The following is a 14,017-nucleotide window of genomic DNA, read 5'->3' as shown; positions in this document are numbered from 1 at the left end:
CCTTTAAACAGTCAACAACGGGGTTGACTGAAAGGAGGTATGGAATATGGAAGAACTGATCAAGCGGATGTCCGAAAAACTGGGCATTTCTGAAGAGACTGCGCGCAAAGCCGTGATCATGACGGCCGATTACCTGAAATACAAGTTGCCGGATACCTTTGACCGTCAGGTAGATGTCATCTTAGGCTTGCCTGAAGTAACTGAAGAGGAAATCAAGGAACTGGGTTTGTTCCAGATTCCGTGAATCCACTTCAATCTGTTGCCCGGTGAAACGGAAAATCAGAAATTCCCGCGCTTGTGGGTTGGCGCGGGAATTTCTGATTCGATTGTGGCGCAATTATCGCGAGATCAGCGGTAGAAAAGTATCCTGCACTGGCCACAAGGTCAGGCGATAAACTGCCTGTGAACCGAACAGATTCGGCTGAAACGGTTCGGCTTTCAGGTAATAGATTGCCGGGGCGGGTGGCCGGAAGCGCAGGAGGGTGTTTTCTCCAGCAGCGGGGGCTTGAACGGCAGCCACTTCGGTTAGCCCATCCTCTTCAAACAGGCGCAGCTGCACTGCCGCCCCGCCGCTTTGAGAAAATGCGCTGATCAAGTAATTGTCCGGCTGGTTGATGACGATGCGAAACCAATCGGCGTTGTTCTGCGGGCACAGGTTGCCAACGGCCGGCTCGCCGATGTTCAGTAATCTTGCCTCAGCAGGTGTATCATCCGATTCATAATCATCCGGCTGACAGGATGAAGGTATGGTTGCGGATGTTTCGGCGGTATCACCGGCCGGCCAATTTTCCAGTTGCCCGTTGATATCCATTGCGCGCAAACGGAAAGCATAGGTTTGACCCGGCTCGCCCACAAACCAGATGGAACGCCGGTGAGCAGGCACATGGATGATGCCGCCATCCTCCCATCCTCCCATCCTCCCGGCTCAGGCCGCCATTGGAGATCAAATCCGCCAAAACCAGCCCCATTGTCGAATCCGTCCCAGGTTAACTGCACGGCGGTTGAATCAAAGACCTCCGCTGGTTTCAACTGACTGGCGGAGGGCGGGCAGGCGTGATCCACAAACACGCTGCGCGGACTGAGGGCGGGAGCAACGTTGCCTTCGTGATCCCAAACCCGTAGAGCAACTTCGACCTCGCCATTCAAAGGGCCGACAGAACAAAGATCTACATCCCAGTCATACACTCCGGGCTGGGCCGGGTTGGTGATTTTCGGGCCGGCTTCCATCCATTGACCGTTGACCTTTACCACAAGGCTGACAGCGGTGACAAGCACATCATCGGTGGCGGTTGCAGTGACATCTATCTTTGAATCGGTGTTTTGCAACAGGGTTGCTCCGCTGGTTGGGCGGGTTAGACTACCCGTCGGCGGGAACGCCCCAACGTTACCGGACACGTACCAGTCATTGGCCGGGTTGCGCGGGTCGAGTTTGTTGCCCAGACATTCGGTTGCGCCGTCATAAATCGGGAATCGGGTCACCTCGTAGCAATTGCGCGGGATGCCGTTGTTGATCGGTACATCTGCAAATCGAATATCTATTGACTGCCCCCAGTAATAACCGCTGTTGCTGAAGTAGAGGGTGTTTTTATGAACCACCATGAAATGAACATGCTGGGATGTGCTGTAACCGGTGTCATCACTGTCGCCAATGTACTGGCCACGCTGGACGAATGTGCCTGGAGTCAGTTTATCCGGAATTGTGCCGTGGGCAAGGTGCAGGTAAATTTGATAGGTATCTTCATCACGATTGTGGAGGACGATGTAATTGGTGCAGGTCGGGCTGCCGTCCGGGCACGAGTCGCGCGAAGCCAGGACATAACCCTCTTTGGAAGCCAGCAACGGAAAGGGGGCATAATCGGTGAAGTCGTAAGCGTAACGGCAATAAACCTGGCTGCATGATGGATACCCCAATTCTGGGATGGATTGAAAATGGCTGATCGAACCTTCCATCCAGCGGGCTGTACCGGCGGCGTAGGGCAGGTAATAACCGGTTAAGGGGGCGTTGATGATATTTTCGTTGAGTAAATTTGCTGGATCAGGTTGAATTTCAGCGGGGAGCGATTGAGGGGGCAGGGAAGCCAGCGCTGTCTGCCATTCAGGGTCAGAAGGCAGTAAAATCTGCCAGCCGGTCGGTGTTCGACGCGCCAGAGCCAGGGCGGGTTCGGTTGCCAGCCGCCGTCCGTAGTCATCCCTCAGTGCCAGCCAGAGAACAGCGGTTTTTCCATCAGCCGTCAGGAAGGCGGTATCCAGCTCCGGGGTGAACAGGTCGAAAGCCAGAGGTCGGCTGACTGCATCGCCACCCAACCGCTGCTTGAATGCGAACCACAGGTCGTTTTGGACCGACTCGGAGGCCGGTTGCAAGGGCGGTGGTGCTGGGGCAGTGAGTAACACCACGAGGCAGGTCAGGATAAAAAGTTTCAACCATTGGTGAAAAGGCATGCGGCCACCTGTAATCTGATTTGTTTTGGAAACAGGTATTCATGGATGTAATGTATCACAGTTGCAACTTCGACGCCAATTTATTAAGAAAAAACGCCCGTAAGGGCGCTGAGGCTTTGCCTGTGGGGGGTAAAAAAAGTGTTTACTTAAAGGCTTCCAGAGCCTCCCCAAGAGTATTAACCACCAGCGCAACATCCTCGCCGGTCATGGCCGGGTATAATGGCAGAGTCAATTCCCTTTGGCCAACTTCTTCGGTAATCGGAAGTGCCGGATTGTTAGGACGGGTATCCGGTTGGTAGATGGAGAATTGGTGAACAGGCGGATAGTGGATGCTGGTTTGAATTCCGCGGCTTTTGAGAAATTCGATGATCTTACGGCGGTTTGCGGCTTGTGGCAGCAAAATCGGCAGTAAATGAGCAGAAGTTTTTCCGCGGTAATTCTCAAAGGGTGTTTCCACTTGTGGCAGTGTCTTTTTGAGCATGGAGTGATAGTGTCTGGTGAGCTTTCGGCGTTGTTCGTTATTTTTCTCCAGTTTGTTTAATTGAACCAGCCCAATTGCGGATCGAATTTCGTCCAGCCGATAGTTGTAACCGAGCATCACCACATCGTAATCTATGGCGCGCCCCTGATGACGATCCCACGTAAGGGTGGTCATGCCATGAGAGCGTAATAAGCGCAGCCGGTCAGCCAGTTCATCATCATTGGTCACAACCATGCCGCCTTCGCCGGTGGTCATGTTTTTGTTGGAGAAAAAACTAAAACATCCAATCTCTCCCCAGCATCCCAGCGCTGTCCCCTCCAATTCACCACCCACAGCATGAGCGGCATCTTCGATGATTTTTAGATTGTGTCTTTCGGCAATGGTCTGAATGGCGGTCATGTCGCAGGCATAACCGCCATAATGAACGACCATAATTGCCCTGGTGCGCGGGTTGATCCTTTTTTCGACGGCAACCGGTGAGATGTTAAGGTCTTTTGGACTGACAATCTCGGCAAAAACGGGGGTTGCACCGGTGTAACGAATGGCGTTGGCGGAAGCCACGAAGGTCAGTGAGGGGACAATGACCTCATCTCCCGGGCCAAGTCCCAGCGCCAGACAGGCGAGGTGCAGAGCGGCCGTGCCATTGGTTACGGCAAAAGCGTGACGGGCACCAATTTTTTTGGCAAATTCCTGTTCAAATTGCTGGGTGACTGAACCCATGGTCAGCCAACGGCTTTCCAGCACTTTTTGAACTGCCAAAATCTCATCGGTGCCAATATCCAGGTCGGCAAGCGGTACTTTCCAATTCATGGATTTGTCTCGTGAAAGAACTGTGAACGCATCTTTTCGAAATCAGCGGTTGCATGTTCGTAATCATCTGGCCGACCAAGATCGTGCCAGTATCCTTCGAACAGATAACCGACCACTCTTTCGCCGGCAGCCAATAAAATTTTGACCAGATCTGGAAAATCCAGATACTGACCGCGTGGGATGTACTTCAAAACTGCGGGCTCAAACACATAAATTCCCATGCTGACCATGTAATCGATGGTTGGTTTTTCAATGTAACAGGCAATATGAGGTTTCTCGTTCCATTCAATGACTCCAAAGTCAATTTTGACCTGACGATGATGTACTGCAATAGTAGCCACCGCTTTTTCTTTCTTGTGGAATTGAATCAGTTCGCACAAATTCAAGTCGGTAAGTACATCCCCATTGCACACTAAAAAGGTTTCATCCAGACCCTCAACCAGCGCTAATGGGCCGGCAGTTCCCAGAGGGGTATCTTCATAAGAGTACTCAATTTGAATGCCCAGACGACTCCCATCCTGAAAGAAAGCACGTAATAATTCAGAAAGGTGCCCAACTGTCAATATGACTTCATGGATGCCGGCCCAACTTAATTGCCGTAAAATCACTTCCAGAATGGGCATATCCCCAATCGGCATCAACGGCTTTGGCAGTATTTTGGTGTAGGGTGCCAACCGTGTTCCTTTACCTCCCGCTAAAATGACCGCTTTCATCGTTCACCTCTTAAACCTCATATCTTCCGATATGATAGAGATACAGGTGGTGTTTTATCCAATCAATTGTTATGCTGATTCCCTCGTCAAGGGATACAGTTGGCTGCCAGCCTAGAACTTTGCCAGCAAGAGAATTGTCGGAGATCAGCCGGAAGACTTCGGATTTCAGCGGTCGGAGCCTTTCCGGATCAACTGCCACAACAACTGATGGATCAATTTTCTGAATGATTAATTGCACCAGGTCACCGATGCGGATCTCTCGCCCGGATCCCAGATTTATCACCATTCCTTCGATGCCGCTTGTTTCGGCTGCGCGGATAAACCCCGCCACAGTGTCGGTAATAAAAGTGAAATCACGGCTGGTTTCTACATTGCCAAGATGAATTTTTTTGTTGACCAGTGCCTGAGTGATGATGGCAGGAATTACCGCCCGGGCTGATTGGCGGGGGCCGTAGGTATTGAATGGCCGCACAGTCACCACCCGAAGGCCATAGGCGCGATAGAAACTTTCAACCAGTTTGTCCGCGCCAATTTTGCTGGCAGCGTAGGGAGATTGGGCCTGCAGGGGATGTTCCTCATTGATAGGCGCGTAGCGTGCAGTTCCATAGACCTCACTGCTGGAGGTATGAATCAATTTTTCAATGCCGGATTTCCGGCACGCCATCAGAATGTTTAATGTCCCTAAAAGGTTGGTCTGGATGACTTCATCGGGGTGTGCGTAGGAGTATGGAATGGAAATGAGAGCACCCAAATGAAAGATAATTTGGCATCCTTCCACGGCATTGAGAGCAGTATGGGGATTGAGGAGATCCCCGCTGAAAATTTCAACTTTTGATAAAGTTTCGCCGGATAAAAGCTTAAGTAACCCCGGGTCGCCGCGGGAATTGTAACGCACCCATGCCCGCACGGTAGCACCCCTGCCAACTAACGTTTCCACCAGATGACTTCCGATGAAGCCGCCAGCGCCAGTTACCAGTACTGTTTGATCAGCCCAGTTCATAAACGCCCTCCTGGGTAAACGAAAGGGGTTTACGGTGCTTCAAGATCCAGTCGAGTAGTTGGTTGGGCAGTTCCATCTGTTCGGCTGATTCGAAATTGGAGCAAAGACTGATCTCAGCACTCAACTGGATACAATGATTGTTTACGATGACCGGCTCGGCGAGTGTTTGTTTAATCCGACGAGCAATTTGGATAACGTTTTTCGGGCTGAGAAGATTTTCGAGGATTAAGCCGAACTCGTTCTCTCCCAGACAGGCGAGGGTATCACTCTTTCTTTTGAGGGTCATCAGCCGGTGGGCTGCCTGTTTCATCAACGATGAAGTCTCTGCTTTGGTGAGACAGATCTCCCGCGGGAGAGTTGTATTCAGTCGAATCAAAAGAATGGCCAGGGTGGTGTGGTATCTGGATGAGAATGCCAGGGCGTGTTGAAGCTCTTTGCAAAACAGGTATTGGTTGGGCAGTTCCGTTAACGGATCGTGCAGGGTTAAGTAGAAGGTGGAATCGGGTGACCAGATAAGTTGATCAGGCAGCCGGCGGCTGGCTTGAATCATTTGTTGTTCCAGCCTTTGAAGGATTTGTGAGGCTATTGCAATTCGCAGGTCGCTGTGAGTATGGCGCAGACCGCAGATCATTTGCTTTACTTCATCCGGTATATTTTCATCCGCCACAAAAAGGATGCCAATGTCGTGTTTCTCAATCAAGTCAGGTAGATCAGATGTCCTGCCCAGTACAAGACATTCCTCCACCCACATCCCAATCTCGGAGGTGGCGTTATCATCCACTACACCGATAGTTTGAAACACATAACGAAAGGCTTCACTTCTCAATAATTGAACCACCGTATGGAAACTTCCTCCCAAGCCGACAATCACCACTTTTTCGCCAATACCGGTGGAGTATCTTCGCCATTTCAGCCATCGGCTCGAGATTGACGAAAGCAATCTTAGCCGGTAACGGCTGGTCAATAAACCGATCTGTGCCAGCATACACATGATCAAAATCAATTGCGACGGCAGCGCCGGAAAAGCGAACCACCGGTACATTCCCTGGAGGTGATTGAAGATCAAGACCACCAGAGATAACAAGGAGGTAGCAGCCAGAAGGTTAATACCGTCATTTGCAGTGGCATATCGCCAGACAATTCGATTGAATCCCAACAAGAAATTGATCCCACTGAAGGTCAGTGCCATGATGATGGCTAGAATGAACAATTGACGGAGACCCCAAAAATCTGGCAACTGGCTTTGGAAAATCAATCCGACCAGCGTAAACGCAAACAGCGAAACAATGAGATCTAACACAAACCAGTTCAGGTAACGATGAACAAGGCGGGAGAGTGGGCCAAAAAAGAGAAGATTTTCAGGTATTTTTGCTTTGGCAAGGATGGGTATAAATATAGCCAGCGTCCAGAATATAATGTCCAGATCTGCGGTCAGTGATTGGTTGCGGACATAGAGCCGATCCAGGCGCATTTTGTCTGGAAGAATTTGCCGGAGGTATTCCCCCATTACATTGTCGGATCGAATTCGATGTTCTTCATCGTGATAGAGGATGCTTGCCGGGCTGGTAATGCCCGGGCGTATAGAGAGGATTTCATCTTTTGCATCGGCTGGCCAATGCTCCACAACGTGAATATCCTCCGGGCGCGGCCCAACGAGGCTCATATCGCCGATCAAGACATTCCAGAGTTGGGGGAGTTCGTTGATTTTACTGTCCCGCAGCCAGCGGCCAATGGGTGTTATGCGTTCATCAGCGTGGCAGGTGATTGGCGGTCCCAGGTAACTGCTCGGCTGTTCGTACATGGTGCGAAATTTCAACATGCGGAACGGTTTTCCATATCTGCCGGCGCGGGTGCACCAGAAGAAAACCGGCCCGGGCGAATCTCGCTTGATGAGGATCGCAATCAAACCAAAGAAGGGCGCAAGCAGCAGCAAACCAAAGCCGGATGCCAGGATATCTATGGCTCGTTTTAAGATGCGGTAAATTGTTCTCTGCACCACTTGCGTAAGTCTTTCTTTTGAAGGTGTAAGGTAAAGAAAATGACCAAATCGGGATTCTATGGTTTTATGGTGTACTCTGTGGGGGAAGGTGTTAGATCGGTTTATTGAAAATTTCAACAGTTATTCTCGATTCCGGCTTGAATTGGCAGCCTCATAAACAGGATCTTCTGAGTTGATTTTTTCCAGCCATTCTTCCCGCCAGAAAAAGTGACAGCGCCGATCGCACCGGCCAAACACCGGGGTTCCCGTGCACATCAATCCTTCCAGCAGGACAATTCCATTGCATTTTTTAACCTTATAGTCACGCTCATCCAAAAATCTTTCCATGCGTACCAATACCCGTTGGGTTGTGCCGCAATACTGCCACATCTCGGAAAGGAAAGCACATCCTTTCAACTCATGCCACCTGTCCAGTGTGGATTGGATGTCTTCGGCCGGTCGCACCCTTACCCAATCACCTGCCTGTAACTTTTCCGGGAAAATTGTGGCAGTGGTGTTCAGTTTGTGTTTTTTGGAGAGCGTTTTATCAATTTTTTTCAGGCGGTTCTTGACTGTGTAATTCCACACCTTCGCGAATCGGCGCTTAAAGCGGACGAGGAAAGGCAGGGAAGTGTCTTTTTGTTCGCCTTCGGCGATTTTGGATAAAGCGGGAATCTGACACTGGCTGTACGGGTCGTTAAACATCTGTTCTGATCTCACTTAAGCATAAATATCCGGCTGGTTTTTATTGAATAGGCTGCCATTCCTCTCTGGCGTTTTCAAGACATTTCGGCCATGGTTGGTCTGCCAGCGGTTGTTTGCCCCGCAGGAAAAAACGCATCATCCCTTCCACTTTCCTCAAGAAAGTATTTTGCGGATCTTTTTCAATGCGTGAAACAATGATTCGATAGGTTGTTTTGTTAATCAACGGTTTCACCAATGGGTGGAAGATGATTTGCTGGCGAACGGGTTTTGCAGTGAAGCCGAGACGGAACTTAAATTCGTCCACGCTTTCGGGAGCATCGAGCGAATGGAGATTGAAGAAGATGCCGGTTATACCCGGCTCACTCATTATCTCGCGACAGGCGGTGTAGAAGAGAGCCTGGTTGACATGCAGTCCTAAAAAGGTACTCCGGCTGAGCGCATACGGCACATATACCTTATCAGCCAACCGACAGGTGATGATGGCGGCGGCCAGCTCACTGCTGACCAGTGCCGCCCAGGTTGTGAGAGAGGGCAAACCAATCGCTGCCAGACAAATCCTTTGCCATTGCTCTTTTTTCATGCTGTTTAATCGGTTTTGTCTTTCCAGGGTGTCCCGTTGAAGCTGCCAGCCCTCATCTGCCAGACGCTCAAAAGAAATTTGTTCTATTCGGCAATTTTCCAGACCCCGGCGGATGCCGTTGCGAGCCTGAGGTTTCAGTTTTTCAAGGCAATATTCTGGATCTTCCAGCACAACGTGATAACTGATCATTCCGGTCGGGGAGTTTACCGGCGCAGAAAAGCGCACGGCGAGGATGTTCTTCTTCCACAGCAGGTCTTGAATTTCACGGGAAGATGGTTGAATTAACCAGTGATATGGAAAAGACTGCAGTACTCGCGGGCCGGCATCGTACCAGTAACTACTGGCAGTCTGGTAAATATGGTGGCCTTGACGGCGCAGCCATTCAGCAAAAATCTCAACGTTCATGTTTATTCCGTATCCAGAATTTCAAGCCATTGAATGGACAATCCGTAGCGAAGCAGGTAATACAAAATTTTGAGATATTCCTCCATGACAAAATGTCGGGTTTCCGCATCTTTCCACCATTCCTGCCGATAGGGAGTCTGGTCGAATGGTACCGGTGCCATCAGAATGGTGAATTCTTTTCCAAACACAATCTGATAAGTCCATTTTGCCCTGCGCATGTGATAGGGATCACTGACTACCATAATGGTGTGAAGCGAAGCCGGCTGGGAGATGACCCACTTCTTAAGATTTTGCACCTCAGAATAGGTGCTCGTCACCGGTGAATCGTCGCTTCCAATGGACTGAGGGGGTACGCCCTGCGCAATTGCCATTTGCCGGGCATGTACGCCGTGCTCCCACTGGTGCTTATCGCACCAACCTCCGGTGAAAAACAGAGAGTCGGCGTATCCTTGCTGATAAAGTTGGATGGCGTATTGGGTACGGTAGTCCTCACCAGCAATCACATGGATCACATCGGCATGGGTGAGCGGGTCCTCGATAATCAGAAATTCCCCGATTGCTTTCAAAAAAACAGGATAGAAAACAAGCAGCGAAGCAAAGATGAGGATCAGCAAACTCCATAAGATCCAGAAAGAAGTTCTGGCTAAGGTGGGATTATTCAAGGGTAGAACCAGATGAGGATGCCAGGCTAAGGGTTTTCAGGCGGCGTAGAGAATTCAAGAGGAAATGGTTTGGGGTTTTGGGTGAGAATAGCGCAGTATGGATAAAAACAGACGCTCCATGGTTGCCGCGGCAACGGCAGGGGTGTGGTTTTGCAATACCCATTGTCTGCCGATGCAGCCCATTTGGCTGCGCAGATCAGGATTTGAGTGGAGAGTCAGGATAGCCTGAATAAATTCTTCAGGCTTGTCAGGCCAAACACACAGCCCTGCACCCGTCCGCTGGATGAAATTCCATGTTTCGCTGTCCTGATCCACACAGGCAATGATGGGTCTGCCGCTTGCCAAAATAGAAAGGATTTTGGAGGGCATGGCGGTGTAGGCTACCCCTGGTTTTAGTACAACCAGAGACACGTCTGCGGCTGCCAGCACTTCGGCTAATCGTTGGCGGGGTTGAAAAGGGATGAAGCGAAGATTGGTTAAGTTGCGCTTTTGTGCATCCTGCTGAAGTTTTTCTTTACCACTGCCATCTCCCACCAGCACAAACAGAATCTCCGGATACTTTGTCAGTGATTGGGCAGCTTCGAGAATCTGCTCCAGACCTTGCGAAAATCCGATGTTACCGGCATACTGAATGATGAAGCGGCCGTTCAGACCGTACTGGCTTGTGAAGGAATTTTGATGCGGCAGGGGGCGAATAAGTTCCGTGTCCACCCAGTCCGGTATCAAGCGGATTTTCGAGTCCGGGATACCAAAGCGGCGGATGCTACTTCTGAAAGATTCCGAGATGATGCGTACAATGGCGGAATGACGCAAACAAAATTTTTCCAGCAATCCAACCATCTCAATGACGAGTTGGCTGCGAAAGATTCCTAATTGAACTCCCACATCTGGGTAAAGGTCATAAACGGAAAAGACAGCCGGTTTTCGGCGTAGAACGGAAAGGCAGGTAAAGGGAAGCCAGACCCACAATGCCGGGTTAGCAGCAAAGACCACATCGTACTTAAGCGATAAACCCTTGATGGTCGCACCCCATTGAAAGGCAATGAATTGCAGCATTCGGGCGGTCAGACGGGAGCGATCCATGGAAGGCACGCGAATCCGATAAATTTCCACACCATTTTCGATGGAGAGCTGAATCGGCTTTTTCCGAAAAGAAGGGGGGACGATGCCGCTGGGGTAATGGGGAACAGTGGTCAGCACACAGACATGATGACCTCGCTTGGCCAGTTCGGTGCTTAGCAGGGTGAATAACGGCGCACTGGGGCCGAGGTCGGGTTCATAATGGGGAACGAGCATCAGGATTTTCAATTTCCAGTCCAATTGTTTATAGAAAAGATGAATCGGTTGAATTGGGTTATTGCTGGTTTGTTTGCAAAAGCGTACGATAGATACGCACCAGTTTCTCTACATGCTGCTCTATCTCAAATTGATTTTGAGCCAGACGATAACTCTCGCGCTGCATTTTCTGGCGGAGAGGGACATCCCGAATCAAAAGAGCAATTTTATCGGCCAGTGCATCAGGCCGACCGGGCGGGACTAAAAATCCGTTGACATCCTCCTGAATCAAATCTGGTAGTCCGCCAACGCGGGTTGCAACAACCGGCAGCCCACAAGCCATTGCCTCGATGACAGCCATGGGAATGCCTTCGTGGAAGGAGGGATAAACAAACACATCCGCCTGCCTGAAAAATTCAAATTTTTGCTCTTCAAACGCAGGCGGGTGAATTTGGATTACCTCCTCCATCTGGTTTTCTTCAATCACTTTTTGCAGGTAAACGATTTCACCTTTAGTCAGTTCTGACCCTACCAGATGGATGAAGAAGACCTCTCCTTTTTTCTTTAAGATCCTGGCGGTTTCAACCAGCACAAAAGAACCTTTCGCCTTTCCAATGTGACCCAGAAAGAGTATCTGAGTTGGTGAAGAGGTATGGGGCTGGGTGATTCGGTCGTTGGCAAGCGGCAGATATGGCCTTAAATCAATGGCGTTGTGGAGCAAATAGGTTTTGCAGGCTGGGCATATTTCGCGGAGCTGCATCCACTCCGACGAAAGAATCAACACTGCATCGGGGAAGCGGATGAGAAAACGAAAGATGAACTTCCAAATGGACGAATGATTGCTGTACATGGCGGCAAAACTGCAATGGGGATGAAGCAGAACCCGGCAGCCGGCCGCTTTGGCAATCAGCACGCAGAATGAGTGCTTGATGAACGACCAGCCGAACGCCGTAGCGATGTGGACAATTTGAGGTCGGACGGAAAAAACAGCCTGAGTAAATTGGTAGCAATCGGTTAAAGCCGTAAGCAGATTTGGAAAAGTGAATTTTCCTGCCTGATGGAACGGTCGCTGCGGTGAAGTGGTTTGGACAAAGTGGAGTTCGACCTGTTGGGGGAGAGAGGAACTCAACAATGCAGCAAAGTAAGCGGAAATTCCCCCGACCGGTGGGTGTAAATGACCGGCGAGCATTACAGATAATTTGCTGGCGGGTTCAGCCTTTTTCATACACGGATTGAACACTTTCAATCAAAACATCTACGGGCAAACGTTGTTCAGGCGGGTAGAGGATGCGCTCATGTTCAAGAGTGGTTTCTAAACTATCAAAACGAAGTTTGATCACCCGCGCCGGAACACCAGCAACAATCGAATAAGGCGGTACGTCTTTTGTGACCAATGCTCCGGCGGCAACGATTGCCCCGCGCCGAATGGTAACCCCCTTCAAAATGATTGCATTCGAGCCGACCCAGACGTCATCTTCAATAACCACATCCTCATCATCACACGGCCGCTTTTCGAGAACGTCATACATGTACTTTCCCACCACAGAGGTGTTGTGGTTTCCGCCGATGATGGTTACATTTGGGCCGAGCATCACTTTGTTCCCTAAAATAATGCGGCTTTCGGTGGCTAAAAAGGTTGCTCCTTTGCCGATGGCAACGTAATCTCCCAATTCGACGTTTTGAAAAGTGAAGTGGTCGGCCGGATCAAAAAGGACGTGCTTACCGCATTTTCTAAAGGCCGGACGCAGCAGGATCATCCAAAAGCGCCGCCAAAGCAGGCGAATCAGCACCATTCCAAGAGACACATATTTCAGCGGGTTCATACTGATTTCATCTTCAAACTTGTCTGAATTAATTCCTCGAACTCATTTACATACCGATCCAGTCCCAGATGTTGTTCTGCAAAGGCGCGGCCGTTTCTTCCCATGATGTGTCGCTGTTCGACTGGCATTTCAAGGAGAGTTCGAATTTTTGCTGCCAGTTGCTCCGGACTTCGCCAATCAAACAGCAGACCACTGATCCCATCTTGCACCAGATTGGGATGGTCTAAAGCGTTGCTGACAATCACCGGGCGGCCGCAAGCCAGCGCCTCACAAACAACATTCGGAAGGCCTTCCACAAAAGAAGGATGAACCAGTACATCATGCTGGTGGAGCTGTTGAACGATATCTGTCCGCTGGCCCAGCCAGTGCCACTGATCCTCCAGATGATATTCCTGGATTTCCCTTTCCATTTCTTTCAGTGCCTCCAGCCTGTGGCCGGTTACTTCTCGTTGCCCAACCCAATCCACGTGGGGGAACAAATTGTGCTTGTCGCGCAGCAGTTTTAACGCCCGCACCAGACAAATCCCATTCTTAAAGTACGAAACGCTGGCAATCACCAGAATGCGGGGGGGATGGTTTTCAGGTTCCCTTTGAGGAGGATAAAAAAATTCTAAATCATAACCGTTGTAGATCGTGCGCAGCCGATCATTTAGGAAAGGGTATTGATTGGCCAGTTGAAACCGCTGGTTGTGAGAATTGGTGACAACGTAGGTTGAGAGGCGATAGAGATGCCGGATCAGAACTTCCTGGCGGCTGACCCAGCCGGGGTAGTCACATAAACGTTCTGAAACAATGATGGGGGTTTTCCATTTACCGCTCAGCATGGCAGAAACGATAATGTAGAAATTGGGCGTGGTCTGAAAGGAAAGGAGCAAATCGTAGTGTTCCTTTTGAATCAGGCTTACCAGCCGAAAGATGACATCCGGCGAGTAGCGGCTCTTTTTAAAGTGCCAGTGGATGGGAATCTGGTGGTCATAAAGGGGTTGTGCGAGTAAATCGCCCGGCGCGTAGCAGAAGAGTTCAATCTGATACCCCCTTTTCTTCAGTCCGATGGCAAGGTTGACCAGTTGGCGTTGAGAGCCGCCCGTACTGAGATTGTCTACCACAAACAGAAATTTGTGCTTTGGATTACTTGAATTGGCCATT

At 50.1% G+C, this 14,017-nt stretch carries 13 protein-coding genes; 1 reads left to right on the top strand and 12 read right to left on the bottom strand.

The features are described 5' to 3' along the window. Nucleotides 1–46: 46 nt before the first annotated feature. Nucleotides 47–244, top strand: coding sequence for a hypothetical protein (locus tag AC812_RS11900; RefSeq protein WP_061918734.1), 198 nt, complete (start codon nucleotides 47–49; stop codon nucleotides 242–244). A 437-nt stretch (nucleotides 245–681) separates the two neighbouring features. Here AC812_RS11900 and AC812_RS11890 read toward each other — a convergent pair whose 3' ends face one another. The 12 genes from AC812_RS11890 to AC812_RS11835 form a co-directional block, all read right to left on the bottom strand. Next, nucleotides 682–2,439, bottom strand: coding sequence for a peptidoglycan DD-metalloendopeptidase family protein (locus AC812_RS11890; RefSeq protein WP_061918730.1), 1,758 nt, complete (start codon nucleotides 2,437–2,439; stop codon nucleotides 682–684). Nucleotides 2,440–2,581: 142 nt separating this feature from the next. Further along, a complete protein-coding gene (locus tag AC812_RS11885) occupies nucleotides 2,582–3,730 on the bottom strand; it encodes a DegT/DnrJ/EryC1/StrS family aminotransferase (protein ID WP_061918728.1) in 1,149 nt (382 codons plus the stop codon). Further along, entirely contained in the window at nucleotides 3,727–4,443 is a 717-nt protein-coding gene (locus AC812_RS11880) for a nucleotidyltransferase family protein (protein WP_061918726.1), read from the bottom strand. Before AC812_RS11880 ends, AC812_RS11885 begins: the two co-directional genes overlap by 4 nt. Before the next feature lie 10 nt (nucleotides 4,444–4,453). After that, entirely contained in the window at nucleotides 4,454–5,443 is a 990-nt protein-coding gene (locus AC812_RS11875; RefSeq protein WP_061918724.1) for an SDR family NAD(P)-dependent oxidoreductase, read from the bottom strand. After that, nucleotides 5,430–7,439 (bottom strand): sugar transferase, encoded by a 2,010-nt coding sequence (locus AC812_RS17865; RefSeq protein WP_169787305.1) that lies wholly within the window; start codon nucleotides 7,437–7,439, stop codon nucleotides 5,430–5,432. The genes AC812_RS11875 and AC812_RS17865 overlap by 14 nt, the downstream gene beginning before the upstream one ends. A gap of 123 nt (nucleotides 7,440–7,562) precedes the next feature. Then, complete coding sequence (locus AC812_RS11865; RefSeq protein WP_061918722.1) at nucleotides 7,563–8,126, bottom strand: hypothetical protein; 564 nt, start codon at nucleotides 8,124–8,126, stop codon at nucleotides 7,563–7,565. A gap of 40 nt (nucleotides 8,127–8,166) precedes the next feature. Beyond that, nucleotides 8,167–9,111: a hypothetical protein gene (locus AC812_RS11860; RefSeq protein WP_061918720.1), complete on the bottom strand. Its 945-nt coding sequence runs from the start codon at nucleotides 9,109–9,111 to the stop codon at nucleotides 8,167–8,169. A gap of 2 nt (nucleotides 9,112–9,113) precedes the next feature. Further along, nucleotides 9,114–9,773, bottom strand: a complete 660-nt coding sequence (locus tag AC812_RS11855; RefSeq protein WP_061918718.1) for a YdcF family protein — start codon at nucleotides 9,771–9,773, stop codon at nucleotides 9,114–9,116. A 54-nt stretch (nucleotides 9,774–9,827) separates the two neighbouring features. After that, nucleotides 9,828–11,069, bottom strand: a complete 1,242-nt coding sequence (locus AC812_RS11850) for a glycosyltransferase family 4 protein (RefSeq protein ID WP_061918716.1) — start codon at nucleotides 11,067–11,069, stop codon at nucleotides 9,828–9,830. Nucleotides 11,070–11,127: 58 nt separating this feature from the next. Beyond that, on the bottom strand, nucleotides 11,128–12,273 hold the full coding sequence (locus tag AC812_RS11845) for a glycosyltransferase family 4 protein (protein WP_061918714.1): 1,146 nt from the start codon (nucleotides 12,271–12,273) through the stop codon (nucleotides 11,128–11,130). Further along, nucleotides 12,260–12,871, bottom strand: coding sequence for an acyltransferase (locus AC812_RS17220; RefSeq protein ID WP_082149189.1), 612 nt, complete (start codon nucleotides 12,869–12,871; stop codon nucleotides 12,260–12,262). The genes AC812_RS11845 and AC812_RS17220 overlap by 14 nt, the downstream gene beginning before the upstream one ends. Continuing rightward, nucleotides 12,868–14,016: a glycosyltransferase family 4 protein gene (locus AC812_RS11835; RefSeq protein ID WP_061918712.1), complete on the bottom strand. Its 1,149-nt coding sequence runs from the start codon at nucleotides 14,014–14,016 to the stop codon at nucleotides 12,868–12,870. The genes AC812_RS17220 and AC812_RS11835 overlap by 4 nt, the downstream gene beginning before the upstream one ends. Nucleotide 14,017 lies beyond the last annotated feature (1 nt).

The sequence above is a fragment of the Bellilinea caldifistulae genome (genome assembly GCF_001306055.1).
Taxonomy (GTDB): Bacteria; Chloroflexota; Anaerolineae; order Anaerolineales; family Anaerolineaceae; genus Bellilinea; species Bellilinea caldifistulae.
The sequence above is the reverse complement of the archived record's forward strand: the minus strand, read 5'-3'. Positions and strand labels throughout refer to the sequence as shown.

Excerpts from the sequence above, each read along its gene's own strand:
- AC812_RS11890 (WP_061918730.1), bottom strand. The coding sequence starts at position 2,439 with ATGCCTTTTCACCAATGGTTGAAACTTTTTATCCTGACCTGCCTCGTG.
- AC812_RS11835 (WP_061918712.1), bottom strand. The coding sequence starts at position 14,016 with ATGGCCAATTCAAGTAATCCAAAGCACAAATTTCTGTTTGTGGTAGAC.
- AC812_RS11865 (WP_061918722.1), bottom strand. The coding sequence starts at position 8,126 with ATGTTTAACGACCCGTACAGCCAGTGTCAGATTCCCGCTTTATCCAAA.
- AC812_RS11850 (WP_061918716.1), bottom strand. The coding sequence starts at position 11,069 with ATGCTCGTTCCCCATTATGAACCCGACCTCGGCCCCAGTGCGCCGTTA.
- AC812_RS11900 (WP_061918734.1), top strand. The coding sequence starts at position 47 with ATGGAAGAACTGATCAAGCGGATGTCCGAAAAACTGGGCATTTCTGAA.
- AC812_RS11875 (WP_061918724.1), bottom strand. The coding sequence starts at position 5,443 with ATGAACTGGGCTGATCAAACAGTACTGGTAACTGGCGCTGGCGGCTTC.
- AC812_RS11880 (WP_061918726.1), bottom strand. The coding sequence starts at position 4,443 with ATGAAAGCGGTCATTTTAGCGGGAGGTAAAGGAACACGGTTGGCACCC.
- AC812_RS11860 (WP_061918720.1), bottom strand. The coding sequence starts at position 9,111 with ATGAACGTTGAGATTTTTGCTGAATGGCTGCGCCGTCAAGGCCACCAT.
- AC812_RS11845 (WP_061918714.1), bottom strand. The coding sequence starts at position 12,273 with ATGAAAAAGGCTGAACCCGCCAGCAAATTATCTGTAATGCTCGCCGGT.
- AC812_RS11885 (WP_061918728.1), bottom strand. The coding sequence starts at position 3,730 with ATGAATTGGAAAGTACCGCTTGCCGACCTGGATATTGGCACCGATGAG.
- AC812_RS17220 (WP_082149189.1), bottom strand. The coding sequence starts at position 12,871 with ATGAACCCGCTGAAATATGTGTCTCTTGGAATGGTGCTGATTCGCCTG.